This is a genomic window from Brevundimonas sp. GN22 (assembly GCF_054824005.1).
The window spans coordinates 1-23,959 of the sequence record NZ_JSYD01000037.1 but is presented as its reverse complement, the minus strand read 5'-3'; the positions used below and the strand labels follow the sequence as shown (position 1 = coordinate 23,959).

The 23,959-nt window shown below is 60.2% G+C and carries 25 protein-coding genes and 1 tRNA gene; 7 read left to right on the top strand and 19 right to left on the bottom strand.

All coding sequences use genetic code 11. The annotated features are described in order from the left end of the window. Positions 1-104 precede the first annotated feature (104 nt). From OB03_RS06040 to OB03_RS06030, 3 genes are all read left to right on the top strand, one after another. A complete protein-coding gene (locus tag OB03_RS06040) occupies positions 105-650 on the top strand; it encodes an FKBP-type peptidyl-prolyl cis-trans isomerase (RefSeq protein WP_242914298.1) in 546 nt (181 codons plus the stop codon). Between the two features lie 141 nt (positions 651-791). After that, positions 792-2,738, top strand: coding sequence for a M61 family metallopeptidase (locus tag OB03_RS06035; RefSeq protein WP_242914299.1), 1,947 nt, complete (start codon positions 792-794; stop codon positions 2,736-2,738). 28 nt (positions 2,739-2,766) lie between these two features. Next, complete coding sequence (locus tag OB03_RS06030) at positions 2,767-4,758, top strand: M61 family metallopeptidase (protein ID WP_461343526.1); 1,992 nt, start codon at positions 2,767-2,769, stop codon at positions 4,756-4,758. A 44-nt stretch (positions 4,759-4,802) separates the two neighbouring features. Here the strand turns inward: OB03_RS06030 and OB03_RS06025 are convergent, their stop codons facing one another. From OB03_RS06025 to OB03_RS05965, 13 genes are all read right to left on the bottom strand, one after another. Beyond that, positions 4,803-5,480 (bottom strand): type 1 glutamine amidotransferase domain-containing protein, encoded by a 678-nt coding sequence (locus OB03_RS06025; RefSeq protein ID WP_461343525.1) that lies wholly within the window; start codon positions 5,478-5,480, stop codon positions 4,803-4,805. Positions 5,481-5,642: 162 nt separating this feature from the next. Next, positions 5,643-6,023 carry a 50S ribosomal protein L7/L12 gene (gene rplL / locus OB03_RS06020; protein ID WP_242914302.1) on the bottom strand — a complete coding sequence of 127 codons (381 nt, stop codon included), beginning with the start codon at positions 6,021-6,023 and terminating at the stop codon, positions 5,643-5,645. A 58-nt stretch (positions 6,024-6,081) separates the two neighbouring features. Then, positions 6,082-6,597, bottom strand: a complete 516-nt coding sequence (rplJ, locus tag OB03_RS06015; protein ID WP_242914303.1) for a 50S ribosomal protein L10 — start codon at positions 6,595-6,597, stop codon at positions 6,082-6,084. A 296-nt stretch (positions 6,598-6,893) separates the two neighbouring features. Continuing rightward, positions 6,894-7,067 (bottom strand): hypothetical protein, encoded by a 174-nt coding sequence (locus OB03_RS06010; RefSeq protein WP_461343524.1) that lies wholly within the window; start codon positions 7,065-7,067, stop codon positions 6,894-6,896. A 34-nt stretch (positions 7,068-7,101) separates the two neighbouring features. After that, positions 7,102-7,419, bottom strand: a complete 318-nt coding sequence (locus OB03_RS06005; RefSeq protein WP_461343523.1) for a DUF2059 domain-containing protein — start codon at positions 7,417-7,419, stop codon at positions 7,102-7,104. Positions 7,420-7,476: 57 nt separating this feature from the next. Next, positions 7,477-7,911 carry an NUDIX hydrolase gene (locus OB03_RS06000; RefSeq protein ID WP_461343522.1) on the bottom strand — a complete coding sequence of 145 codons (435 nt, stop codon included), beginning with the start codon at positions 7,909-7,911 and terminating at the stop codon, positions 7,477-7,479. Between the two features lie 130 nt (positions 7,912-8,041). Continuing rightward, positions 8,042-8,599, bottom strand: coding sequence for an NADPH-dependent FMN reductase (locus tag OB03_RS05995; RefSeq protein ID WP_461343521.1), 558 nt, complete (start codon positions 8,597-8,599; stop codon positions 8,042-8,044). Between the two features lie 194 nt (positions 8,600-8,793). After that, on the bottom strand, positions 8,794-9,483 hold the full coding sequence (gene rplA / locus OB03_RS05990; protein ID WP_242914307.1) for a 50S ribosomal protein L1: 690 nt from the start codon (positions 9,481-9,483) through the stop codon (positions 8,794-8,796). Between the two features lie 5 nt (positions 9,484-9,488). Next, positions 9,489-9,920 carry a 50S ribosomal protein L11 gene (gene rplK, locus OB03_RS05985; protein ID WP_242914308.1) on the bottom strand — a complete coding sequence of 144 codons (432 nt, stop codon included), beginning with the start codon at positions 9,918-9,920 and terminating at the stop codon, positions 9,489-9,491. Between the two features lie 238 nt (positions 9,921-10,158). Then, positions 10,159-10,722: a transcription termination/antitermination protein NusG gene (nusG, locus tag OB03_RS05980; protein ID WP_242914309.1), complete on the bottom strand. Its 564-nt coding sequence runs from the start codon at positions 10,720-10,722 to the stop codon at positions 10,159-10,161. Between the two features lie 14 nt (positions 10,723-10,736). Further along, entirely contained in the window at positions 10,737-11,033 is a 297-nt protein-coding gene (gene secE / locus OB03_RS05975; protein WP_242914310.1) for a preprotein translocase subunit SecE, read from the bottom strand. A 70-nt stretch (positions 11,034-11,103) separates the two neighbouring features. Then, a tRNA-Trp gene (locus tag OB03_RS05970) sits at positions 11,104-11,179 on the bottom strand. A gap of 136 nt (positions 11,180-11,315) precedes the next feature. Then, on the bottom strand, positions 11,316-11,843 hold the full coding sequence (locus tag OB03_RS05965; RefSeq protein WP_461343520.1) for a pyridoxamine 5'-phosphate oxidase family protein: 528 nt from the start codon (positions 11,841-11,843) through the stop codon (positions 11,316-11,318). A gap of 108 nt (positions 11,844-11,951) precedes the next feature. Between OB03_RS05965 and OB03_RS05960 the strand changes: the two genes are divergently transcribed. Together OB03_RS05960 and OB03_RS05955 are read left to right on the top strand one after the other, a co-directional pair. Further along, positions 11,952-12,395, top strand: coding sequence for a hypothetical protein (locus tag OB03_RS05960; RefSeq protein ID WP_461343519.1), 444 nt, complete (start codon positions 11,952-11,954; stop codon positions 12,393-12,395). A gap of 81 nt (positions 12,396-12,476) precedes the next feature. Next, positions 12,477-13,217 carry a Crp/Fnr family transcriptional regulator gene (locus OB03_RS05955; protein ID WP_461343518.1) on the top strand — a complete coding sequence of 247 codons (741 nt, stop codon included), beginning with the start codon at positions 12,477-12,479 and terminating at the stop codon, positions 13,215-13,217. 54 nt (positions 13,218-13,271) lie between these two features. Here OB03_RS05955 and OB03_RS05950 read toward each other — a convergent pair whose 3' ends face one another. From OB03_RS05950 to OB03_RS05935, 4 genes are all read right to left on the bottom strand, one after another. Further along, positions 13,272-13,925, bottom strand: a complete 654-nt coding sequence (locus OB03_RS05950) for an OmpW/AlkL family protein (RefSeq protein ID WP_461343517.1) — start codon at positions 13,923-13,925, stop codon at positions 13,272-13,274. Between the two features lie 186 nt (positions 13,926-14,111). Further along, positions 14,112-14,231 (bottom strand): cytochrome bd-I oxidase subunit CydX, encoded by a 120-nt coding sequence (gene cydX, locus OB03_RS05945; RefSeq protein WP_181543479.1) that lies wholly within the window; start codon positions 14,229-14,231, stop codon positions 14,112-14,114. A gap of 18 nt (positions 14,232-14,249) precedes the next feature. Continuing rightward, positions 14,250-15,398 carry a cytochrome d ubiquinol oxidase subunit II gene (gene cydB / locus OB03_RS05940; protein WP_461343516.1) on the bottom strand — a complete coding sequence of 383 codons (1,149 nt, stop codon included), beginning with the start codon at positions 15,396-15,398 and terminating at the stop codon, positions 14,250-14,252. A gap of 6 nt (positions 15,399-15,404) precedes the next feature. Beyond that, positions 15,405-16,976 (bottom strand): cytochrome ubiquinol oxidase subunit I, encoded by a 1,572-nt coding sequence (locus OB03_RS05935; protein WP_461343530.1) that lies wholly within the window; start codon positions 16,974-16,976, stop codon positions 15,405-15,407. Between the two features lie 169 nt (positions 16,977-17,145). Here OB03_RS05935 and cydD point away from each other — a divergent pair, with 169 nt between their 5' ends. Then, positions 17,146-18,780: a thiol reductant ABC exporter subunit CydD gene (gene cydD, locus OB03_RS05930; RefSeq protein WP_461343515.1), complete on the top strand. Its 1,635-nt coding sequence runs from the start codon at positions 17,146-17,148 to the stop codon at positions 18,778-18,780. After that, entirely contained in the window at positions 18,777-20,450 is a 1,674-nt protein-coding gene (locus OB03_RS05925) for an amino acid ABC transporter ATP-binding/permease protein (RefSeq protein WP_461343514.1), read from the top strand. Before cydD ends, OB03_RS05925 begins: the two co-directional genes overlap by 4 nt. Positions 20,451-20,705: 255 nt before the next feature. Here the strand turns inward: OB03_RS05925 and OB03_RS05920 are convergent, their stop codons facing one another. Both OB03_RS05920 and OB03_RS05915 read right to left on the bottom strand, forming a co-directional pair. Beyond that, positions 20,706-21,797, bottom strand: coding sequence for a BapA prefix-like domain-containing protein (locus tag OB03_RS05920; RefSeq protein WP_461343529.1), 1,092 nt, complete (start codon positions 21,795-21,797; stop codon positions 20,706-20,708). A 606-nt stretch (positions 21,798-22,403) separates the two neighbouring features. After that, complete coding sequence (locus OB03_RS05915) at positions 22,404-23,726, bottom strand: hemolysin family protein (RefSeq protein ID WP_242914323.1); 1,323 nt, start codon at positions 23,724-23,726, stop codon at positions 22,404-22,406. Between the last annotated feature and the right edge of the window lie 233 nt (positions 23,727-23,959).

Below are 23,959 nucleotides of genomic sequence, written 5' to 3'. Positions count from 1 at the left end.
GATTCATGGAATCTACGAAGCGGCCATATATAACGCTTGACGCGGCAAAATAAAGACCCTTTGGGCGTTTTAAGCGGGTTCTGGCACCTTACGGTTTCCGTGTTATGCCTAAGCCCATGAATCGCGCTGTCTCCACCCTGATCGCCGCCACCTTGCTGGCCCTGCCCGTCTCTACCATGGCGCAGGAAACGCCTTCCGACGCCATGGTCGCCTATGAGCGCGCCGTCGCCGAACAGCGCGCGGCGCAGGCCACGTGGGAAGCCGGACAGCTTGCCTATCAAAACTGGAACAAGGCGCGGCGGGGCTGGACGACAACCGAAAGCGGCCTGCAGTACCGCCGCGTCGGCAAGGCTAAGCCCAATGCCCCGCAACCCGCCGAGACGGACACTGTGAGCGTTCATTACCGCGGGACCTTCATCGACGGCCGCGAGTTCGACAGCTCCTATTCGCGCAACGAACCGACCAGCTTCCCTTTGAACCGCGTTATCAAGGGCTGGACCGAGGGCGTGGGCCTGATGCGCGAAGGCGAAAAATACGAGTTCGTCATCCCCGCCAACCTGGCCTACGGCGAGCGTTGGGTCGGCGGCAGCTTGATCCCGCCGGGCTCGGCCCTTCTGTTCACTGTCGAACTTTTGAAGGTCAATCCGTAAGCACGACCGAGCCCAAGTGGCCGCAATCGTGGATTAAAATCACCGACGGGCCGCAATACGCTTGACGTAGGGCGGCGCGCGCGGCTTGCCTTCCCCCGACATGTTTTTGCCGCCTGGCGGCCTTCCTTGGGGGAACACCGTATGTCTCGCCACTCTCTGGCCGTCTGTGCTTCTGCTCTCGCTCTTCTGGTGGCCGCGCCTGCGCTGGCCCAGACCGGAGCCGCAGCGCCTGCCCTACCTGTCGCCCTGGCGCCTATCCCGCCTGTCAGCGATCAGGTCCGCCCCGGTGCAATAGAACTCTGGGTCGATGCTTCGGATATCGACCGCCGTATCATGTCGGTGCGCCAGACCATTCCCGTTACCCAGTCGGGACCGATGGTCCTGTTCTATCCGCAATGGATCCCCGGCAACCACGGCCCCGTCGGCCCTGTGTCTCAGGTCGCCAACCTCCAGTTCTCGGCCAATGGCCAGCGTATCGAGTGGGTGCGCAATACGCTGCAGCCGTGGGCCTACCAGATCGAAGTGCCCCAAGGCGCGGACAAGGTCGACGTTTCCTTCCAATGGCTGACCCCGATTGAAAGTTCGCAGGGGCGCATCGTCGTCACTCCCGAAATGCTGAACCACCAGTGGGAAAAGGCTGTGCTTTATCCCGCCGGTTACCGCAGCAGCCACATCGGCTTCCTGCCCCGCCTGAAACTGCCGGAAGGCTGGGGATATTCCGGCGCACTCAAGGTCGAGGGCAATATCGACGGCTATCTCCAGCTTGAGCCCATCAACCTCGAGCATCTGGCCGACAGCCCGGTATTCGCGGGAAAGCATTTCGCCCAGTATGATCTGGACCCGAACGGCCGTTCTCCGGTTTACCTGAACGTCGTTGGCGACAGCGCCGAGATGGTGAAAATCAAGGACGAGCATCTGGCCCAGCACCGCAATCTGGTGCGTCAGGCCGATCTACTGTTCGGAGCCCGCCATTACGACCGCTACGACTTCCTGCTGGCGGTCACGGACAAGCTGGGCGGCATCGGTCTGGAGCACCAGCGCTCAAGCGAGAACAGCGTCGACACCAAATATTTCACGGATCCGACCGGCACCATCGCCGACCGCGACCTGCTCGGCCACGAATACACCCACAGCTGGAACGGCAAATGGCGTCGCCCTGCTGACCAGATGACGGCGAACCTTAACGAGCCGCTGCAGAACTCGCTGCTGTGGGTCTATGAAGGCCAGACGCAGTATTGGGGTCTGGTGCTGACTGCGCGCGCCGGTCTGATGACCAAGGAAGAAGCGCTGGGCGTTATGGCCAATAACGCTGCCCAGTACTCCACCACGCCTGCCCGTGCGTGGCGCGCCATGCAGGACACCACCAATGATCCCATCATCCAGCAGCGTCGCCCCTCGCCGTGGCCCAGCGTCCAGCGCTCGGAAGACTACTACCGCGAAGGGTCGCTTGTGTGGCTGGATGCCGACACCCTGATCCGCGAGAAGACCAATGGCCGCAAGTCGCTCGATGACTTCGCTAAAGCCTTCTTCGGCATTGAGGACGGCAACTGGGAAGCCAAACCCTATACGTTTGAAGACGTCGTGACGGCACTTAACGGCGTCGTTGCGCACGACTGGGCCACGTTCCTGCGTGAACGGGTGGATGCGGTCGGGCCGGACGCGCCGGCACCGATCAACGGCTTTGAACAGGGCGGCTATCGGCTGGTCTGGAAAGACACCCCGAACGCCTACATGAGCCAGCTCAACAAGGAGCTGGGCCGCATGGACTTCACCTATTCTCTCGGCTTCCAGATGAACAAGTCCAACCGCATCACCTCGGTGGTGTGGAACGGCCCGGCGTTCCAGCAGGGCCTGACCGCAGGTTGGGAACTGGTGGCGGTCAACAACGTAGCTGCCAGCGAGGATGCGCTGAAAAAGGCGGTGACGGCTGCCAAGGACGGCTCATCGCCGATCACCCTGATCCTTAAGCAGGGTGACCGCTTCAAGACGGTCAACTTCGACTACCGCGATGGCCTGCGCTATCCGCACCTCGAACGCATCGCCGGCACGCCGGACCGCCTCGGCGATATCCTGACCGCACGCCGCTAAGACCTTCCGTTAGACCCGAGTACACGACATGAAGAAACATCTGTCCGCCGCCGCAATGGCTCTGTTGCTCAGCAGCACCGCGACGGCTGCCCTTGCCCATAACGGAAGCCAGCAGTGGACCGGGCCGGCAGCGCCCGCCAATCCGACGCCCCAGAACACCCCTCTGGCCCTGTCACGCGCCCTGCCACCGATCCCCGCCCCGACCGAGGCGACCTATCCGGGGATCATCCGCTATGAGGTCGATGCCACAGACGTCGAACGCAAGATCGTCAATGTGCGCCAGACCATTCCGGTCAAGTCGGGCCCCCTAGTCCTGCTGTACCCGAAATTCCTGCCGGGCAACCATGCCGACACAGGGCCGATCCAGCTTATCTCGGGCGTGACCGTCACCGGCGCGGGCCAACGCATCGTGTGGCTGCGCGATACGATTGACCCTTACGCCTTCCATGTCGACGTACCGCAAGGTGTGTCGGAAATCGTGGTCGAGTTCCAATGGCTGACCCAGCCGGACAACAGCCAGTGGCGCGTTGTCATGACGCCTGACATGGTCAACCTGCAGTGGGAAAAAGCTCTGCTCTATCCCGCAGGCTATCATTCGACCGGCATCACCTTCGCCCCGTCGATCAAGCTTCCCGCAGGCTGGAACTACGGCGTTTCTCTCGACACCGAGAGCTTCGAGAACGGCGTTGCGACCTTCAAGCCGGTTGACCTGTACAACCTGATCGACAGCCCCCTGTTCGGCGGCGCGCACTTTAACCGCGTGGATATTGATCCCAACGGCGCGGGCGTTCACCTGAACATCGTCGGTGACAAGGCCGATTACATCAATCCGACCGCAAAACAGATCGGTTACTACGAGAGCCTGATCACACAGGCCGACCGCCTGTTCGGTGCCCGCCCCTATGACCGCTATGAATTCCTCGTCGCGGCGACCAACCAGATGGGAGGCATCGGCCTAGAGCATCACCGCTCGTCGGAAAACACCATCCCGACCGACTTCTTCACCAACTGGGGCAAGAACCTCGGCTCCATCGGCCTGCTGCCGCACGAGTACGTCCACACGTGGAACGGCAAGCGCAACCGCCCTGCCGACGAACTGACCGCCAACCACAACATCCCTACCCAGAACACCTTGCTCTGGGTCTATGAAGGCCAGACGGAGTACTGGGGCGATGTTCTGACGGCGCGTTCGGGTCTAGCCCCCGTCGAAGACATCATCACCTCGTTCGCAGAGGTGGCAGCCTTTTATGACAACCAGCCGGGCCGTGGCTGGCGGCCGCTTCAGGACACCAACAACCACAACCTTCTGGGTTACCGCACGTCCAACCCCTACACCTCGTGGATGCGGGCGACGGGCGACTACTATCGTGAAGCCCTGCTGATCTGGCTGGATGCGGATACCCTGATCCGCGAAGCCACCAATGACCGCAAGTCGCTGGACGACTTCGCCAAGGGCTTCTTCGGCGGTGACAACGGCTCCTATGCGCCACGCGGCTATGTGTTCGAGGACGTCGTTGCCGCGCTGAATGCTGTGCATCCGCATGACTGGGCCACCTTCCTGCGCACCCGTCTGGACGCGGCAGGGCCGGATGCCAAGGCCCCGCTGGATGGTCTGGCACGCTCAGGCTATCGCCTGACCTACACCGACGCCCTCACCGACGCCGAGAAGAATATCCAGACCGGCTGGAAGACCGACTTCCAGTACTCGCTGGGCTTTACCCTTAGCGGGACAAACCGGATCAACAACATCCGCTGGGGCGGCCTTGCCTTCGAGGCCGACATCGGTCCGGGCTGGGAGCTGGTCGCCATCAACGACCAAGCCGCGAACGCCGACCGCCTGCGCGATGCCGTAACCGCCAATAAGGACGGCTCGGCCCCGATCAAGCTGCTGCTGAAGCGGGGAGACAAGTTCCGCACCGTCCAGTTCGATTACACGGGGGGTCTGCGCTATCCGCGCCTCGAGCGCATCGAAGGCACCCGCGATCGACTGACGGAAATCCTCAGCCCGCGTCGCCGCTAAGGTCGAATACAATACGGCCCGGGATCATCTCCCGGGCCGTTCCTTTATTTCAGCAGATCCAGCAGCGCCTCGGCTGCGGCTCTGGAAGACCCAGGGTTCTGACCCGTCACCAGCTTGCCGTCGGTGCGTACATAAGAGGCCCAATCCGGCCCCTTGCTGTACTCACCGCCGTTCTCGGTCAGCATGTCCTCAACGAGGAACGGCACCACCTTGGTTAAACCAACGGCCTCTTCCTCGCTGTTGGTAAAGCCGGTGACAGACTTACCGCGCACAAGCGGCTCGCCATTGGCCATCTTCACATTCTTCAAAACGCCCGGCGCGTGACAAACAAAGCCCGTGGGCTTGCCCGCTGCGGTAAAGGCCTCGATCAGGCTGATCGAATGGTTGTCGTTGGTCAGATCCCACAGGGGGCCATGACCGCCCGGATAGAAGACGGCATCAAAGGCATCAGCCTTAACCTCATCCAGCTTGTGTGTGCTGGCCAGCGCAGCCATCGCCTCCTGGTCACCCTTGAAGCGGCGGGTGTCCTCGGTCTGGGCATCTTCGGCGTCGCTCTTGGGGTCCAGCGGCGGTTGGCCGCCCTTGGGCGAGGCCAGCGTGATCTCCGCACCCGCATCCTTGAGCGCGTAATAAGGCGCAGCCAGTTCTTCCAGCCAGAAGCCGGTCTTCTCGCCTGTATCGCCCAGCTTGTCGTGCGACGTCAGAACCATAAGGATTTTCATTGGGGGCACTCCTCTTCTCCATTTCAAATGGGGATCGAGGTGTTCCGTTTCCATGCGTCCGCTTAGATCCAACCGCCATCGGACAAAAGAAAACGGGCCGCAGTTTCCTGCGACCCGTTCCTAAAAGCAGTCTCTGGAGTACCAGAGGCCAGATCAGAAATCTTACTTGATTTCGACCTTGGCGCCGGCTTCTTCCAGCTTCTTCTTCAGTTCTTCAGCAGCTTGCTTCGAGACGTTCTCGACGACAGCAGCCGGAGCAGCTTCTACCAGTTCCTTGGCTTCTTTCAGGCCCAGGTCGGTACGAACGCCGCGAACTTCCTTGATCACGTTGATCTTCTTGTCGCCGCCGTCAACCAGCATGACGGTGAATTCGGTTTGCTCTTCAGCAGCTTCAGCCGGAGCAGCAGCGCCGCCAACAGCAGCAACGGCAACCGGAGCAGCAGCCGAAACGCCCCACTTTTCTTCCAGCAGCTTCGACAGTTCAGCAGCTTCCAGAACGGTCAGAGCCGAGAGTTCTTCAACGATCTTGGCGAGGTCAGCCATTTTGATCTTCCTTCGGTAGAATTGGATTTAGAGAGATATGCAGAGATGCAGGAGGGTCTTAGGCGGCGTCTTTGGTTGCGTAAGCATTGAAGACGCGTGCCAACTGGCCAGCCGGAGCTTGCAGAACGCCAGCAACCTTGGTTGCCGGGGCTTGCAGCAGGCCGATGAGCTTGCCGCGCAGTTGATCCAGCGACGGCAGCTTGGACAGGGCTTCGATGCCCTTGGCGTCCAGAACGTTGTCGCCCATGAAACCGCCCTGGATAACGAAACGATCGTTACCCTTGGCGAATTCAGCCGAGACCTTGGCAGCGGTGACCGGGTCAGCAGCGTATGCAATACCAACCGGACCCTTGAACAGGTCGTGGTATTCGCTGCCGGCTTCGACGCCCAGCGCCTTCAGCGCCAGACGGTTTTTCACCACCTTGAACGCGCCACCTTCTTTACGAAGGCGACCACGCAGGTCTTCCATCTCCGCAACGGTCAGGCCCAGATTGTGGGTCACAACCACGGCGCCCGCGTCGGCGAACACGCTCTTCAGCGATTCGATCGACTCGGCTTTTTGTGCGCGGTCCATTGCGGTCTCCAGAGTAGGAATTCGTCGCCGAGCTTATTCCCGACGACGGATTTGGTTCATGCCCCGTACGTTGCCGCACAGACCACAAGCCGGTAGATTGTCCGAAGGAAGCGTGCCTCATCCCGCCGAAACGGCTGGACGGAGGTCTTTGCATCCCCATCTCCCCACGGCACCAGAAAGGCTATTCTGGCAGTTATGGCATGGGTGACCCCCACGCCCCGAAGTTCTCGGACAGGACCTGATCAGTCCGAAGACTCATCAGGAAGGCGGCTTCTATACACCGTCCGAAGATAAAATCAACGCTGTTGGGACTTCGAGCGTGCGGCGGGCTGCGATTTGCCCTCGCCGCAGTCAAATTCTCCGCACATGCGGGTAAGCAGTTCGGTGGCGTAGGCCTCAATGATCGGATTTACCAAGGCATTGACCTCAACTCCGATCGAAAGTGCCTTGCCAGCGATTACGCGCCCCATCGGGCTCTCGTAAAAGGCTAGCATCGCCTCGAGTTCAGCTGGTGAAGCGCTGCGCATAGACGGTCGTAATCTGATCAAGCAGGGTGCGCATGTGGGGCAGCAGGATGGGACCTGCATTCTTGTCCATCCACTTGCCGATTTCAGGGTCAGCCTCATGCAATCGCGCCTCGGCAAGGCCTGCCTGCATTTGGGCGAGGATCATCTTGTCATAATCCGGCGTCGTGATCGCGACCACGCGGCGAGCCAGAGCGAGGTTCTCGCTAGAAGGCGGTGCGTCGTTGGACTGCGCCAATACTGGCGAAGCCATTACAACGCACAGGGCGACTGCTGCGCCTGCGAAAAACTTTTTCATTTGCCCATCCCTGATCGTCGCGCCGTGCGCCCAACGATCAGTATAGCCAGAACATCGTTACGAAATCGATGCTGCGAACAAGCGGATCAAATCAGCCAGTACAGGCTCGTGCACGCTAGCGGCCGCATCAGCGGCGCTCATCCATTGACGCTCGCGCTGTTCTGCTTCCGGCCAACTCCCCAGTTGGATAAGGACTTCCAGCGGATAGACATCTACGACGCACGGCACGCAGCGGCCGTCCTTGAGACGCTTGTAATACGGATACTGACCGACAGGCCTGCACGCGATATCGCCCTGCACGCCCGCCTCTTCATAGGCTTCCTGAGCCGCGGCCAGCGGATCGGACAGATCCACCATGAGATTACCCTTGGCGATGACCCAGCGCTTCGTCTCGCGGGAGGTGATCAGCATAATCTCGACCACATCGCCGCGACGCCGCCACGGCAGGGCCGCGATCTGACGGATCTGTTTGTCGTTCGAAGATTTGCTCATACGCCTAGCTTAGCCGCACACGCGGCCCAAGTTCCAATCGAAATCTGTCCCCGCACCGGCGCAGAGAGGCGGCCTTTCACTCCATTCGCCACTTGGGGTCAAGGCCGCAATATAATCCGATGACGGACGTTTACGCTTCGGGTTGCCTGATCCAGGCAGCGATGCGTTCAAGGAAACGTCGTTGGAACGCGATGTCGCGCTCTTGGCCGAAATCACCCGCCTGAGTGAAGGTGCCGTCCTTCACCTGCACATAGACCTCGGGTTGGGGCATGACCTCCAGACCCAAGCAAACCGCGATCTGGCGAAGGTGCATCTGCGACAGGTCCGCCCCGCGCGCGCCCGGCGAGGCCCCGCAAATCGCCGCACGCTTGCCGGCCCATACATTATCGCCATTAGGACGCGACAGCCAATCGAGCGTGTTCTTCATCAGCGCCGTCACAGAGCGGTTATGCTCTGGCGAGACAAACAGAATACCGTCCGCAGCCCTTATCCGAGATTTCAGCTCTGCAAGCAGAGGCGGCATGTCCGCTTCAAGATCTCCGTTATAGAGCGGCAGACCCTCGACCGGCAGGATATCGAAGTCCATTGCATCTCTCGCCAAACGCGAAAGAGCCAAGACAAAAGCACGATTGATAGAGCCCGTGCGGGCACTTCCGACAATGACAGCAATCTTTAGCGGCTGGTTCATAAGCAGGTCCTTGATGAGCCAATAAATCCTAGCCGCAGTCACGTCACGGCGGTAGCCCGTAGACATCTCTGGTTTTGCACAGCTGGGCTAGTCCCCACTCCCGCCAGCGCTTCACGGTCGGCTACTGAGCCAAAGAAAACGGCCCCGCAGATTGCTCTGCGGGGCCGCTAACTTATTGCCTTACGGCAAGCCTATCAGGCGCCAGCCGAAGCCGGATCAACCTTGATGCCCGGACCCATGGTCGAGGACAGCGTGATACGCTTGATGTAGGTGCCCTTGGCACCAGCCGGCTTGGCCTTCGACAGAGCGTCGACGAAAGCCTTGACGTTCAGGTCCAGAGCTTCCTGGGTGAACGAAGCCTTGCCGATACCGGCGTGAACGATACCGTTCTTCTCGACGCGGAACTCAACTGCGCCGCCCTTGGCGTCTTTAACAGCTTGAGCAACGTTCGGGGTCACGGTGCCGACCTTCGGGTTCGGCATCAGGCCGCGCGGGCCCAGCACCTTACCGAGGCGACCAACCAGGGCCATCATGTCCGGCGACGCGATAACGCGGTCGAATTCCATGAAGCCGCCAGCGATCTTCTCGTACAGGTCTTCTGCACCGACGTGTTCTGCACCAGCTTCGCGGGCTTGGTCAGCCTTGGCGTCCTTGGCGAAAACAGCGACGCGAACGTCACGGCCGGTACCCGACGGCAGGTTCACCACGCCGCGGACCTGTTGGTCAGCGTGACGCGGGTCAACGCCCAGGTTCACAGCGATTTCGATGGTTTCGTCGAACTTCGCCTTGGCGTTGTCCTTAACCAGCTTGATTGCGTCGCCGTAGGCGATCAGGTCTTCCGAGACGCCGACGCGTGCTTTTTGAGCTTTGGTTTGCTTAGCCATCTGGATTAGGCCTCCACAACTTCGAGGCCCATGGCGCGAGCCGAGCCTTCGATGATCTTGGTCGCAGCGTCCAGATCGTTAGCGTTCAGGTCTTTCATCTTGGCTTCTGCGATTTCGCGCATTTGAGCCACGGTGATCTTGCCTGCAGTTTCACGGCCGGTCTTAGCAGCGCCCGACTTAATCTTGGCAGCTTCCTTCAGGTACCAGGTCGCCGGCGGCGTCTTGGTGACGAAGGTGAACGACTTGTCTTGGTAGACGGTGATGATGGTCGGCAGCGGGGTGCCCTTGGCAACCTTCTCGGTGCGAGCGTTGAACTCCTTACAGAAGCCCATGATGTTCACACCGCGCTGACCCAGAGCCGGGCCGATCGGCGGCGACGGCGTGGCCGACTGTGCCGGCACTTGCAGCTTGATGTAGCCGAGAATCTTCTTGGCCATTTGTCTCTCCTAACAATGAACCCGGCAGGAAAAGCCGGATCGGTGAGCCGTGGTCTGGCATGGCTGCCTCCCACGGATTTGACGCACCGCGAGTCAGACGACTGCGAAGCGAAGGCGCGCGTTTAACAGAGCGCCCGCACAAACGCAAATCGACCAATGCGAAACATCAACCGATATAAAACAAAGGCCGCATCCGGAGGGACGCGGCCTTTGAAATCTTGAACCTGTGGCAGGTGGCTTATTCGCCGACCTTCTCCACCTGGTTGTACTCCAGATCGACCGGAGTAGCGCGACCGAAGATCGAGACGGTAACACGCAGACGGGTGTTTTCTTCGTCGACGCTTTCGACCGTACCGTCGAAGCTGGCGAACGGACCGTCGGTGACCTTGATCTTCTCGCCGATGTCGAAGTGGATGGTGGGTTTCGGACGCTCGACGCCCTCTTCCACTGCACCGATGATGTTCTGGACTTCACGTTCCGAAACCGGCAGCGGCTTGGTGCCACCAGCGGCACCGAGGAAACCGGTGACCTTCGGGGTGTTCTTGACCAGGTGATAGGCTTGGTCGGTCATCTCCATCTTCACCAGCACATAGCCCGGGAAGAATTTGCGTTCGGAGTTGACCTTACGGCCACGACGAATCTCGACGACATCCTCGGTAGGAACGAGGATTTCGGAGAAGTTGTCTTCAAGGCCTTGTTGCTTGGCTTGATCGCGCAGGTACTCGGCAACCTTCTTTTCGAAGTTCGAGTAGGCGTGGACGATGTACCATTTATGGCGGGGATTGGCCGCTGCGTCGCTCATGTGCGCGTTTCCTATTATCCGCCGAAGCCGAGGATGATTTTCGAAGCGAAGGTCAGGGCGAAGTCAACAATCCAGAAGAATGCCGATGCGATAGCCACCATAATGAAAACCATCACCGAGGTGATCCAGGTTTCCTTGCGCGAAGGCCACGTGATCTTGCGAGCCTCGGCCCGCACTTCGCTAGCGAACTGCGGGATAGAGGTTTTCTTCTTGGGCGACGGAGCGTCGACGCTAACCGTAGCGGCACCTTGGGCTGCTGCAGTCTGGGTCGCCGTATTGCGGCGGCCGCGCGGGGTCTTCGCCTTGGCCATGTGACGTCTCTTCAATCTCTGGTTCCTGCTGCATCACATGGGAACTCCCATACGAATGCAACAGGGGGAATGGCAGGAGTTGAGGGACTCGAACCCACGACCCTCGGTTTTGGAGACCGATGCTCTACCAGCTGAGCTAAACTCCTAGTGTCCCGGACAAAGATCTTCGCGCTGCGGATGTGATCCAGAAGCGCGACCCTCGCCAGAGGCCGCCGTATGCCTGACCCCCACGGGCATTTCAAGGGGCCAAACGGCACAAGTTGCGCTTAACCCCCGATTTTTTCAGAAAAGTCGCGCTACAGCGCTGGGCTCATAGCTGACTTCGGCCATCACAGCCTCGGTATCACCGATAGAATAGGTCTGCGCGTGGCTGCGGCTGTCGATGACGGCCACAGCCTCGATGGTTTCGGGAATCACCTTGAACACAACCGTCTGGCCCAGCCCCGGAGCCCAAGGCGATATTTCCGGCGCGCGTTCCAGAATCAGACCCAGCACATGTTCGATCTCGGCCATGTCGGTCAGGATCGCGGCTCGGCCATCAATGGATACACCGACCGCTTCGCCTTCTTCTGCGTCACCGCGTATAGCGATACCCACGCGCGGGTCGGCCTGGATATTCGCAGCCTTCTCGCTGTCTGTGGCGGTGATAAAGTAAAGGTTCAGCCCGTCGTTCATATAGCCCAGTGTGGCGGCATGCGGACGTCCGTCCGGACGGTTGACCGCTAAAGTCATCAGGCTCTGGCGGCTCAACAGTTTGAGAATCGCCAAGGCGGCCCGCCCGTGAACCGGTTCGACATTCGAAGGTGCCATGCGTCTCTCCCACCGTTGGCTAACTATGAACGAACATTGCCATAACAGCGTCGGAGCACCCTTGATCCAAATCAAGGCCAAAAGGCACGGTGTGCTTCACATGGTCTCATGCCTGATCTGCATTCGACCCTACCCACGCCTTCCCTCCCCCTGTCCGGCCTGATCATCAAGCCGTTGGGTCCGGACGATGCGACCGCGGCCTACAGCCTCGCCGTATGGGCCAAGCCGGATCTTGAGGAGTCGCGCTGGCAGAACTTCCTGTGCGATTGGCGCGCCGATCCTGACGGGCGGGGCATTCTGGTGGCGCGTAACCAGAGGGGTGGCATCCTCGGCTTCGTCTGCTGGTGGCGACAACCTGATCTGGACCATGGCGAGACCGTCTGGGCAGGGCCACTGTTCGTGCGAGAGATGGGGGTCCGGCCGCTGGTGCGCGAGGCGCTGGAGTGCGAGCTGCACCAACTGGCGTCTTCCATGCGCGCCGCGCTGAGAATCCTGCCGGACGCGCCAAGCTCGGACAATCGGCCCAATGGTGAAGCCAAGTCCCTGACCTAGGATTGCGCACTGTTCGCCTTCGATACCGAAGACCGCTATAGTAAGGCTTATGCGGGGCTGCGCTCGCTCGGAGATTATTTAGTGAAGACCGTAAGTCCTTTGTCCGAGCAAAAAGATATTGCGCTTGAAGACGTGCACCCGTGCGCCACCTGCGGCGCACGCCCGCTGGGCGTTTGCGCTGATCTGAAGGGCCATGAACTGCAAAACATGGCCTACAACAGCGAAAACGTGAATGTCAGCGCCGGTCAGGCGCTGGTCCACGAGGGTGATCCAAATCCCTTCGTGTTCAACGTGGTCGAGGGTGCAGTGAAACTGTACCGCATCCTGCCGGATGGCCGTCGCCAGATCACCGGCTTCCTGTTCCAGGGGGACTTCCTTGGCCTTGGCGGGCGCAGCGTATCCACGGTGACCGCTGAGGCTCTTACGCCGCTGCAGGCCTGCCGGTTCAAACGCGGTGACTTCGATCAGTTGCTGAATGCAATGCCCGCACTGGAACACCGACTAGTTTCGCTGGCCGGTGACGAGCTGATGGCTGCACAGGAACAGATCGTCCTCTTGGGTCGTAAGACCGCAAAAGAGCGTCTGGCCAGCTTCCTCATCCGTCTGGGCGAGCGACAGCAACAACTGGGCGGCGCGGTCAACCACGTCCTGCTGCCGATGACCCGTCTGGATATCGCCGACTATCTTGGTCTGACCATCGAGACAGTCAGCCGCGTCATGACCCAGCTCAAGACGTCGGGAATGATCCGGCTCCTGCCCGGTAACGACGTAGAGATCACCGATCCGGACCGATTGCTGGCTTTGGCCGAAGGCGAAGGTTGAGTTCGCATTGAATGATCAGGGCGCGCTTCCTTGGGAGCGCGCCCTTTTTCATGATCAGAACTTGCGGCCTACGCCGACCGAGACCACCCACGGATCAAGGCTGACGTTCGATTTCAGAGCGCCGACATTGATGCTGGCGTCCGTGTCGAACCACACCTTCTTGGCATCCACGTTCAGCGTCCACGGACCCGACAGGTTCACATTGGCCCCTGCCTGCAGCGCGACGCCGAAGGCGTCATCGATATCGACGGTGAAGCCGTTTTTGTCCTTGCCCTCGAAAAAGGCCATGTAGCTGACACCGGCACCGACATAGGGGCTGATGCGGGCGTTCGGGGTCGGGTGATACTGGGCCGTCACGATAGGCGGCAGGACCCAGGTTTCATGTACGGTGACATCGGTACCTGCGCCCTTGGCCTTCACCTCATGCTGGGTCGCACCAAGAATGCCTTCGACCGCCCAGTGGTCCGAAACGAAATAGGTAAAGCCCAGCGTCGGCATCCAGTCATCGGACACATCGACATTCAGGCCCGAGGCCGCACCGGCCGCATCGGTAATGGCATCATCGGCCTGCGGCAGCACACCGGTCATGCGAGCGGTCACGATCAGCGTGCCCTTGCCGACCTGTTCGGGAGCCGGAGCCTGCGCCGAGGCACCACCGGCAACACACAGAACCGAGGCCGCAGCCAGTAGAGCAGCAGAGGTTTTCATAAGCGTCTTCCTCAATACATCACCCGTGGAAATGGAGACGGGCTTCGATGTCTGAAGAGACGATGCGCCCTACTGTCTTGGGCGGCTTTGATCTGGCTCAACCTATTGATTTTATTTCGTCAGCTCAAAGAAAGGCCCTCCCCGACCGAAGTCAGGGAGGGCCTTTCAGAAGGTCAGATCCGAAGGTCAGGGTTCGGAGCGACCCTCATCCCCTTCGTCGAACAGGCGGAACTCGTGCCACAGCCCGTTCAGGACGCCAAACGCCACGGCCAGTCCAAGGCCAAGGATCCAGGCGAAATACCACATCAGTTTCTCTCCTTAGTCTTAGTACAGGTCGGGGTTGGTCTTCAGCGCCGTGGTCGTCGAGCGACCGAACATCACCTTATAGACCCACGCCGTGTAGATCAGGATCAGCGGCAGGAAGACTACCGTGCAGCCCAGCATGATGAACAGGGTCAGATGGCTGGACGAGGCGTTCCACACCGTCAGGCTGGAGTTGGCATCCGCCGTCGACGGCAGAATGAAGGGGAACATCGAAGCACCGACCGTGGCGATGATACCGGCAGCCGAAGCCGACGAACCACCGAAAGCCAGCACTTCCTTGCGCGACTTCATGCCGATCAGGGCGATCACAATACCGATGAAGCCCAGCGCCGGAGCCAGCATCATCCACGGATACTTGGCATAATTGTCCATCCATGCCCCAGGAGCGGCGACCATGGCCGTACGCAGCGGGTTGGAAGCACCGTTGATGTCCACCTCGCCCGCATAGCGGAAGCCCATATCGCCAAATGCGATGAACAGGCCACCGACCGCGAACAGAATGATACCCAGCGCACCGGCCACAAAGGCGATCTTGCGGGCGCGTTCCTGTACCGGACCAGCTTCAGCTTTCAGGCCCAGCCATGCGGCACCGTGCAGAACCAGCATCGTGACCGACAGCAGGCCAGCGACCAGAGTGAACGGCGTGAACAGGCCCAGCAGGCTGCCGTCATAGAAGGCACGCATCGTGTCATCCAGACGGAACGGCGCACCGGCCAGCACATTGCCCATGGCCACACCGAACACCAGCGCCGGTACAAAGCCGCCGATGAACAGGCACCAATCCCAAAACGAACGCCATTTGGCTTCCGGTCGCTTGGAGCGATACTTGAAGCTGACCGGACGCAGGATTAGCGCCGACAGCACCAGGAACATGGCCAGATAGAAGCCGGAGAAGCTGACGGCATAGACAAACGGCCATGCGGCGAAAATCGCACCGCCGCCGAGGATGAACCACACCTGGTTCCCCTCCCACGTTGCGCCCACGGTGTTGATCACCATGCGGCGCTCTTCATCCGTCTTGGCGACGAAGGGCAGCAGGGCACCGACGCCGAGGTCGAACCCGTCCGTCAAGGCAAACGCGATCAGCAGAATGCCAACCAGCGCCCACCAGATCACGCGAAGCGTGGCAAAATCGAGAAGCAGTTCCATCTTCGCTTATCCTTCCTGAGCAACCATCGGGGCGTCTTCGCCCTCGAACAGCGCCTGTTGTTCCTGCTCGTGGAACGGGCCCATTTTGATGGTGCGAACGATCAGGCCGACTTCGACCACCGCCAACGCGCCATAAAGGACAGTGAAGCCGACAATCGTGGCCCACAGCTGCGGAACCGTCAGGCTGGATGCGCCAAGGAAAGTCGGCAGAACGCCTTCAACGGCCCACGGTTGACGGCCCACCTCGGCGAGAACCCAGCCGAACTCGGCCGCAATCCACGGCAGCGGCATGGCCAGGACTGCCAGACGCAGGAACCATTTGGTCTCGTGCTTGCGCAGAGTGCACAGGACGAAGGCCGTCGCGAACAGGCCGATCATCAGGAAGCCGATGCCCGCCATCACGCGGAACGACCAGAACATCACCGGCACGTTCGGCACAGTGTACCAAGCCGCTTCCTTGATCTGAGCGGGGGTGGCCATGCGCGGATCTTCGACAAAACGCTTCAGCAGCAGGCCATAGCCCAGATCGTTGCGGACCTTCTCGAACTCGCCGCGTGCAAGCATGTCGGTCGGATCGGCCTTGATCTTTTCGAGTTGGTCGTAAGCGACGACGCCACGCTCGATACGGTCTTCGGAAATGGCGACCAGTTCGAGGATACCGGCAACCGGCTTATCGACGCTGCGGGTCGCGATCAGGCCCAGCACATAGGGGACCTTGACCTCGTAATGGGTCTGGCGATCCTTCAGGCTCGGGAAGCCGATGGCCGTCAGCCCGGCAGGGGCTTCCTCGGTGTGCCACATGGCCTCGAGCGCCGCGAGCTTCATCTTCTGGTTATCGGTCAGGGCATAGCCCGACTCATCGCCCAGCACGACCACCGACAGCGACGAGGCCAGACCGAAGGCCGCGGCCACCGTCATCGAACGCTTGGCAAACCCTGTGTGCTTGCCCTTAAGCATGTAGATGGCCGAGACGCCCAGCACGAAGACCGATGCGATCACATAGCCCGCCGAAACCGTGTGCACGAACTTGGCCTGTGCGACCGGATTGAACAGCACCGCCATGAAGTCCACGACTTCCATACGCATGGTGTCGGGGTTGAAGGCGGCACCGACCGGATTTTGCATCCAGCCGTTGGCGATAAGTATCCACAGGGCCGACAAGTTGGTACCCAGCGCCACCATGAAGGTCACGAACAGGTGGGCGTGCGGCTTCAGCTTGTCCCAGCCGAAGAACATCAGTCCCACAAACGTCGCTTCAAGGAAGAAGGCCATCAGACCCTCGATGGCCAGCGGCGCACCGAAGATGTCGCCCACATAGTGGGAGTAGTAGCTCCAGTTCATGCCGAACTGGAATTCCATGGTGATGCCCGTGGCGACGCCCAGCACAAAGTTGATGCCGAACAGCGTGCCCCAGAAACGAGTGATCGTCCGCCAGATCGGACGACGGGTCATCACATAGATCGACTCCATGATGACCAGCATGAAGGACAGCCCCAGCGTAAGGGGCACGAATAGAAAGTGGTATAGCGCCGTCAGTGCGAACTGAAGGCGCGATAGGTCCACGACCGCAAGGTCGATCATGACTAAGGCTCCTGACCGCCGATGCATGTCCATCGGCATTGCACCTGCCCTAGCTCAGGGTTGAATAGCCCGCCTTGATCTCGATCAAAGCCAACTTATGCGCGCGCGGGTTAGAAGTGGGTTCATCGCGTACGCACGGCCTTTGCGGAGGCTCGCAAGGATATCCATGACCGACACCCTGCCCGACAGTCGCGCCACGGCACGCTGGCTCAAGTCCGCAACTAACGACTGGAAACGGCCGATGCAGGTCGTGGGTCTGCTCACGCTTGCGGATGCCCTGCCAGCCATCGGCTTTGCTGCTGGTTTGGGCTGGGCCATGGGTAGAGCGATTGACGCGGCAGCAGGATCTACCCCCGTTCTGTCTGCGGTCGCACCGGGTGCCGCGCTCGCGGTCGGCAGCTTGGTTGCCAGAGGACTTTTGGCCCAGTTTGCAGCGGGACAAGCGGCCAAGGTTGCGGGGACCGTCAAAACGGGACTGCGTCAATCGCTGGCCCCCGCAGTGTTTGTCGGAAAGCTGTCCGACGGCGCAGCCATGACGGCCTTTATCGAGGGCATCGATGCGCTGGACGGCTATTTCGCCAAGTTCGCTCCCGCGCGATTTGCAGCCGCTATAGTACCTCTGGTGCTGATTGCCGCAGCCGCGATTGCAAGCCCGTTCGCTGCGGGCATTCTGCTGTTCACCCTGCTCCCGTTTGTGATCGGCATGGCGCTGATCGGCATGGCGGCTGCAAGCGAAAGCCGCCGTCAGTTTCAGGCGATGGAGCGTTTATCCGGTCTGTTTCTGGACCGCATACGCGCCCTGCCAGCCATTCTGGCATTCGAGGCCGAGGGCTCCCAAACCCGCACAATTGCCGGTGCCTCCCACGCTTTGGCCGTGCGGACCGCCCGGGTCCTGCGTGTAGCCTTCCTGTCGTCGGCGATACTGGAGTTCTTTTCGGCGCTCTCGGTCGCGCTGGTCGCCGTCTATTGCGGCTTTAACCTGCTGCGCATTCTACCGTTTCCTGCGCCCGACACCCTGACTTTGGGTAAGGCCTTCTTCCTGCTGGCCCTCGCACCGGAGGTCTATCAACCCATGCGACGCCTCGCAGCCGCCTATCACGAACGGCAGGCCGCAGATTCCGCCGTACCCGCTCTGCAAGCGCTGGAAGCCGCCAAGCCTACACTAGACCGCAAGGCTATATCCCTAACCAAGGCTCCGGCTATCGCGTTTGAAAGCATCGCCATCACCTATGACGGTGCTGCACCTGTCGTGCAGGGCTTCACCCTCGACATCGCTGCTGGACAGACCATTGCCCTCGTCGGCCCCAGCGGGTCGGGCAAATCCAGCCTGCTGCACAGCCTTTTGGGTCTGGTCCCCGTCGGCGCGGGCACCATCCGCGTGGATGGCATCGCCCTGAGCGCCGAACTCGATCTGGTGCCTTTTGTCGCCTATGCCGGACAGGCCCCCATGGTCGTGCCCGGAACTGTCGAGGACAATATCCGCCTCGCCTATCCTGCCGCTACGACGCGCCAGGTGATGCAGGCCGCCGCACAGGCCGGTCTATCGGGCGACCTCAGCCGCGTCATTGATGAACGCGGTGGCGGCTTGTCAGGGGGCGAGCGTCGACGCCTCGGTCTGGCGCGCGCCTTCCTGAAACCTGCCCCTATCCTGATCCTCGACGAGCCGACGGCCCATCTGGACACTGCGTCCGAACGCGCCCTCCTGCCCGTTCTCAAAGACGTGGCACGCGGCCGAACGACGTTGATCGCGACCCATAGCGACGAGATTGCCCGTCTGGCCGACCGTGTGGTGTCCCTATGAAGCCGCCTGTGACCAGCCGCCCGTCTATCCACGACCTGATCCGGCAACAGGAGAAGGCCCAGTTCGGCCACCTGCTGGCCGCCAGCGTCTGCGCAGCCGCTGTCGCGGTAGCGGCCGTTGTCCTGTTGGGACTATCGGCGTGGTTCCTGACCGCATCCGCCATCGCAGGTCTGGGCGGCCCGCTGGTCGCCAAGGCGTTCAACTATATGATCCCCAGCGCCATGATCCGGCTGTTGGCGATTGTCCGGACCGCGGCCCGCTATGGCGAACGCGTCACCGGCCACAATGCGGCGCTCCACGCACTGGCAGCCCTGCGCCCCCAACTGTTCGCGGCCATCGCCCGCTCGGACAAAGGACAGTCGCTGTCCAGCGGCGAGGCCTCGGCACGACTGATGCAGGATGTCGATGCGGTCCAGAACCGGTTCGTGCGCCTGTCTGCGCCGTGGGGCGCCGGTGCCGGCATCGCAGCGGGCGTCATCACCTGCGCATTTGCCGGCTGGCCGGTGGCTATGGGCGTCGCCCTGATTGGTCTGGCCTACATCGTTTGCGCTGTCCTGCTGGCCAAACGCGTGACCCAGGAGGCAGGACGACAGGTTCGCACCACCGCAGGCCAACTGAAGGACACACTCTCCAGCCTCTCTGCGGCCGCCCCTGAACTGCGCGCCTATGGCATGTCGTCGTGGGCGTGCGATCGGGTCAATGCGGACGCCGTTCCCTATGTCGAGGCACGCGAAAAGCTGGCGAGAGGTACGGCGTGGCTAGCCCTCGTCCAGAGCCTCGCTATGGCAGCATCGGTGGTCCTCGTCGTCCTGACCACCGCATCGGGATCTGCGGCTCTGATGGCGCTGGCCTTGTTAAGCGCCATCGCGGTGCTGGACGCCTGCGGCACGCTGGTCGGCGCTATCGGGCAGCGGGGCGAGGTCGAGATGGCCACGGCACGTCTGGATGCCCTGATGGCTTCGGCAAAATCCTATCGCGATGACGAACGCGTGCAATCGTACATCGATATCAAGGGCCTCTCTCCCCTGCGTCCGCGCAGCCGCCTCGGCATCTGCGGTGCCTCGGGGGCGGGCAAGTCCACCCTTGTCGAACAACTGATGAAGCTGCGCCCCGCGCCCGAAGGTAATATCCGGATGGGCGGGCACGACCTGTCGCGCCTGTCTCCACAACGGACGCGGAGCTTGTTCGCCTATGCTGCGCAGCAGACCCATTTCATCAATGGCAGCGTCGCGGACAACCTGCGACTGGCCGCCCCGAACGCCACCGATGCAGAATTGTGGAGCGCTCTCGAGCGCGCCTGTCTGGATGTTCGCATCCGGGCATCAGGATCGGGCTTGGCGATGCCCACGGGCGAAAACGGCAACGCTCTATCAGGCGGCGAGAGACGGCGCCTGGGCTTGGCGCGGGCGTATTTACGCCCTGCTCCCTTCCTCATTCTGGACGAACCGACCGAGGGACTGGACGCGGCAACAGAGTGTGAAGTCATCAAACACCTGCGCGCCCATCTGGCGACGTCGGGTCAGGGCCTGATCCTTATCAGTCACCGGTCCCACCCCCTCACCCTCTGCGAAGAGGTCGCTCAAGTCAGCGGCGTGAACTCTGATGGGAGCGTAAAACTGACGGTGATCCACGCGCACAAAAATTCGGGTACGCAGAGCTTTGCTATTTGATCTATCTCAAGGCGCGAACCTGGAGCGGGAATAGGGTCTGGGCAAAGGAGATTTGCACATGACCGCTTCCGCTGCCCTCGCTGTTTTCCCGATCATCGGTGCCTTCACCCTGTTCATGATCGTGCTGGGGGTCGTCTCGGTCTGGAGCAATCAGACCAAGTCTGAATAGGCTCGCGCCGATCCCCTTTGTTTCTCTTCCTTGCAAGGGAAAGGGCCACGCAGCTTTTGCCGCGTGGCCCATTTTCTGTTCCGGCCTTAGCGCTCTCTGAGAGCTTCCTTGGCCTTGTTCAGAGGCTTGAGCAGATAGCTCATAACGGTACGACGACCCGTATTCACTTCTGTCTCGGCGACCATGCCCGGTATGATCGGCATGCGACGCCCGTTGCGCGTTTGCACATACGCGTTCTTGGTGCGGACATAGACGCGATAGTATTGGATACGCTTATCGTTCTCATCGGTGATGGAGTTCGCCGAAATACGCTCGACCGTGGCGGGCAGCTTCCCGTAGATCGAGGAATCAAACGCGGTGATCTTCACATTGGCGGCCTGCCCCGGATGGATGAAGGCGACGTCGCGCGGGCTGATCCTCGTCTCCACCAGCAAGGTGTCGTCCAGCGGCACAAGCCGCTCCGACGGGTTATGAGGATAATGTGGGGGACCTTCTGGACTGGTGAGGGTGATCGTGATGGTGTTGCGGCCCTCGCCCAAGGGCGCGTTTGGCGTGAGCACGCCCGTCGCAGCATTATAGGTGGAAGGGATCTCCACCCCATTCACATAAAGCTTGGGCTTATCGGTCAGGCCGGTCCCGATGTTGATGCCTGGAGTAGTGTCATCCGTCGTAGCGGCGGTGCTGGACGGGGATTGAACGTCGCCAACATTGTCGACGTAGCTGCTAGGCTTTGCAGGCTTATCCGGAATACGGATCGGCGGCGTCGGCTCAGAAACCTTGGGGCTATCGTCACCGCTTACAGCCGCCGCCAACCCGGCCCCTGCAGCTGCGACACCCAATAGAGCCAGCAGCGCATTATTTTCGGTCCCGATCGGGACATAGGCCACAAGCGCCTCGGCAATACCATCGCCTTCGGAGCTCAACGCATCGGAGAAGTCGACCCTGAAGGAACGGTCGCCGTCGACCAGGACCACCTGATCACCATCGTCATACTGATCAAAGTATCCGTTGATCCTGATATTAGTTCCATCACGGAACTGGATCACCAAATCCGATCCCTCACGGGCGTTGTTCCGAATATCTTCGGGAGGAGCCTGAATTACAAAAGCATCGCGTTGGCCAGAGACCCCGGATACTTGGTCACCCTTACCAACATTATGTACAGAGAAACCACTCATATCGTCGAGCTTAAGCATAACGGACTCCCTATCGACCCACTATTGCGGACATTATTCGACCTTAGTCTCGAGGAACGGCAGATCAATAATGTTTGTTCCTGCACGCAGGGAGACATAAATGGTTAAGCGCGCGTAAGGGATAAGATTAGAAGCAAAGCTATAATTTGTTAAACATGTATAGATCGGCCCAATTACCCAATAAGGTAAACAGCCAATAGCAAAGCTAATGCTTAAGCTTCGAGTTTACATATTTAGTGGAAATCTTTTGATCTACCACTCGTGTGGATAGATCGAGCTTTTGGCCGTGACGGGAATATCGAACCTAAATCACAGTCCCATCGTCATATTCAGATCAAAACAGCCAAGCTGGGGACCTGATGCTGTTTTCAGCAGGCTCCGTCCGCGGTCCCGCGTATTTGTAAAACTACGTAGGGCTGGAAGGGTTCAACGCGGAGTACGACCCCGCAAGTATTTACGATCTTGCCTCAAGGCACAGGTCGCCAAAAGCGCTCCAGTACCGCGGGTTTTTCAATTGTATATTTTTGTCAAAAAAAGACCTGCCGATTGCATCGGCAGGCCCGTAGAAAGCTTAGCTATATCAAAGATCTAATTCGCGGCGTTGATATCAGCATCGTCGCCTTTGAATGAAGTCCGGAACAGCAACTTGTCGATCCGACGGTCATCCATATCGATTACTTCAACCTCGAAGCGCCCCAGACGAAGCACCTCGCCCTCCTCCGGCAATCGCGAGAGGTTGTGAAGGACCAGGCCAGCCACCGTGTGGAAGCCTTCATGTTCGCCGAACTCTTCGCCCAGCGCTTCTTCGAGTTCTTCTAGATCGACCTGCCCATCCACGATCCAGCTTCCATCCTCTCTGAGGCGGATAGCCACGTGCTGTTCGTCGTGATCCTCGTCAAAGTCGCCGGCGATCATCTCCAGAAGATCCGTGGCCGTCACTACACCTTCAAAGCTGCCGTACTCATCGACCACGAAGGCCATGTGCACACGTGAGCTCTTGAGAATATCGAGAGCCTTCAGCACCGAGGTGGACTGCGGGATAAAGGCCGGTTCGTTGATCAGCGGCTCAAGATTGATCTTGCCGGTGTCCAGCAGGCTGTCCAGGACATCCTTCTTATGGACCACGCCCAGGGGGCTATCGACATCGCTGTCGCGCGTCACAACAATACGCGAGTATCCGCATTCCCGGATTTCCTTGCGCAGCGTCGCTTCATCCTCATTCAGGGCGATCCAGTAGACTTCGTGGCGAGGCGTCATGGCCACGCGAATGGGCCTGTCGCCGAGTGTCATGATCTCTTCGATCATTTCCTGCTCTTGTGGCTCGATCAGACCGGCCGAAGTGCCCTCGGCGATCATGCTCTCGACCTCTTCCTGGGTGACGTCCGAACCGTCGCGGTCCTTGACGCCCATCAGTTTGAGGATGCCCGACGTCGAAGCCGTCAGCAGAAGCACGAATGGCTTCATAACCAACGCCATCTTCGAGATCGGTCCGGCCATCTTCGATGCAATGGTCTCAGGGAAGATCAGCGCCAGACGCTTTGGCACCAACTCGCCTACGATCAGCGAGATATAGGTGATGCCCACAACCACGACGCCGGTCGAAATGACTTGCGAATAGGGCGCGACGGCAGGAAACGTCTGGGCCAACATCAATTTGAGCTGACCCGCAATGCTGGCCTGACCGTATGCACCGGCCAGAATACCGATCAGCGTGATGCCGACCTGAACAGCGGAAAGGAACTGAGTTGGCTCTTCGGCCAGCTTCAGGGCGGCTCTCGCACCGCGGTCCCCGCGCTCGGCACGGGCTTGAAGTCTGGATTTACGAGAAGAGACGACCGCGAGCTCGGTCATTGCGAACATACCGTTCAGCACCACCAGAAGCAGTACGACGGCGATAGCGATGGTCAACATCGAAAGGGGTAGAGCCCATAACGCGGCGCATCAGACGGCATCCGCAGAAGGAATATTAGGGGGCAATCCCTTAAAATACCAGTGCAGGCAGGGCCGTACTGGGGGCGCTTCGACTAAAAACCAAGATCGGAACCGCGTTTCAGGAGCCCTAATCGACACGTAGCCATTCCGGTGGGCACACAATGCCCCTTGGCCAAACAAAGACGGCCCCCCGGATTTCTCCGGAGGGCCGT

Bases quoted from the DNA above. Each gene is read 5' to 3' on its own strand.
- OB03_RS06005 (WP_461343523.1), bottom strand. From the start codon at position 7,419: ATGAAAAAGTTTTTCGCAGGCGCAGCAGTCGCCCTGTGCGTTGTAATG.
- secE (WP_242914310.1), bottom strand. From the start codon at position 11,033: ATGGCCAAGGCGAAGACCCCGCGCGGCCGCCGCAATACGGCGACCCAG.
- OB03_RS05920 (WP_461343529.1), bottom strand. From the start codon at position 21,797: ATGAGTGGTTTCTCTGTACATAATGTTGGTAAGGGTGACCAAGTATCC.
- OB03_RS05965 (WP_461343520.1), bottom strand. From the start codon at position 11,843: ATGGCACCTTCGAATGTCGAACCGGTTCACGGGCGGGCCGCCTTGGCG.
- cydD (WP_461343515.1), top strand. From the start codon at position 17,146: ATGACCGACACCCTGCCCGACAGTCGCGCCACGGCACGCTGGCTCAAG.
- OB03_RS06035 (WP_242914299.1), top strand. From the start codon at position 792: ATGTCTCGCCACTCTCTGGCCGTCTGTGCTTCTGCTCTCGCTCTTCTG.
- OB03_RS05925 (WP_461343514.1), top strand. From the start codon at position 18,777: ATGAAGCCGCCTGTGACCAGCCGCCCGTCTATCCACGACCTGATCCGG.
- OB03_RS05950 (WP_461343517.1), bottom strand. From the start codon at position 13,925: ATGAAAACCTCTGCTGCTCTACTGGCTGCGGCCTCGGTTCTGTGTGTT.
- OB03_RS05995 (WP_461343521.1), bottom strand. From the start codon at position 8,599: ATGAACCAGCCGCTAAAGATTGCTGTCATTGTCGGAAGTGCCCGCACG.
- rplA (WP_242914307.1), bottom strand. From the start codon at position 9,483: ATGGCTAAGCAAACCAAAGCTCAAAAAGCACGCGTCGGCGTCTCGGAA.
- OB03_RS06040 (WP_242914298.1), top strand. From the start codon at position 105: ATGCCTAAGCCCATGAATCGCGCTGTCTCCACCCTGATCGCCGCCACC.
- OB03_RS06025 (WP_461343525.1), bottom strand. From the start codon at position 5,480: ATGAAAATCCTTATGGTTCTGACGTCGCACGACAAGCTGGGCGATACA.
- OB03_RS06010 (WP_461343524.1), bottom strand. From the start codon at position 7,067: ATGGGGCGCGTAATCGCTGGCAAGGCACTTTCGATCGGAGTTGAGGTC.
- OB03_RS06000 (WP_461343522.1), bottom strand. From the start codon at position 7,911: ATGAGCAAATCTTCGAACGACAAACAGATCCGTCAGATCGCGGCCCTG.
- nusG (WP_242914309.1), bottom strand. From the start codon at position 10,722: ATGAGCGACGCAGCGGCCAATCCCCGCCATAAATGGTACATCGTCCAC.
- OB03_RS06030 (WP_461343526.1), top strand. From the start codon at position 2,767: ATGAAGAAACATCTGTCCGCCGCCGCAATGGCTCTGTTGCTCAGCAGC.
- rplK (WP_242914308.1), bottom strand. From the start codon at position 9,920: ATGGCCAAGAAGATTCTCGGCTACATCAAGCTGCAAGTGCCGGCACAG.
- OB03_RS05960 (WP_461343519.1), top strand. From the start codon at position 11,952: ATGCCTGATCTGCATTCGACCCTACCCACGCCTTCCCTCCCCCTGTCC.
- rplJ (WP_242914303.1), bottom strand. From the start codon at position 6,597: ATGGACCGCGCACAAAAAGCCGAGTCGATCGAATCGCTGAAGAGCGTG.
- rplL (WP_242914302.1), bottom strand. From the start codon at position 6,023: ATGGCTGACCTCGCCAAGATCGTTGAAGAACTCTCGGCTCTGACCGTT.
- OB03_RS05915 (WP_242914323.1), bottom strand. From the start codon at position 23,726: ATGTTGACCATCGCTATCGCCGTCGTACTGCTTCTGGTGGTGCTGAAC.
- cydX (WP_181543479.1), bottom strand. From the start codon at position 14,231: ATGTGGTATTTCGCCTGGATCCTTGGCCTTGGACTGGCCGTGGCGTTT.
- cydB (WP_461343516.1), bottom strand. From the start codon at position 15,398: ATGGAACTGCTTCTCGATTTTGCCACGCTTCGCGTGATCTGGTGGGCG.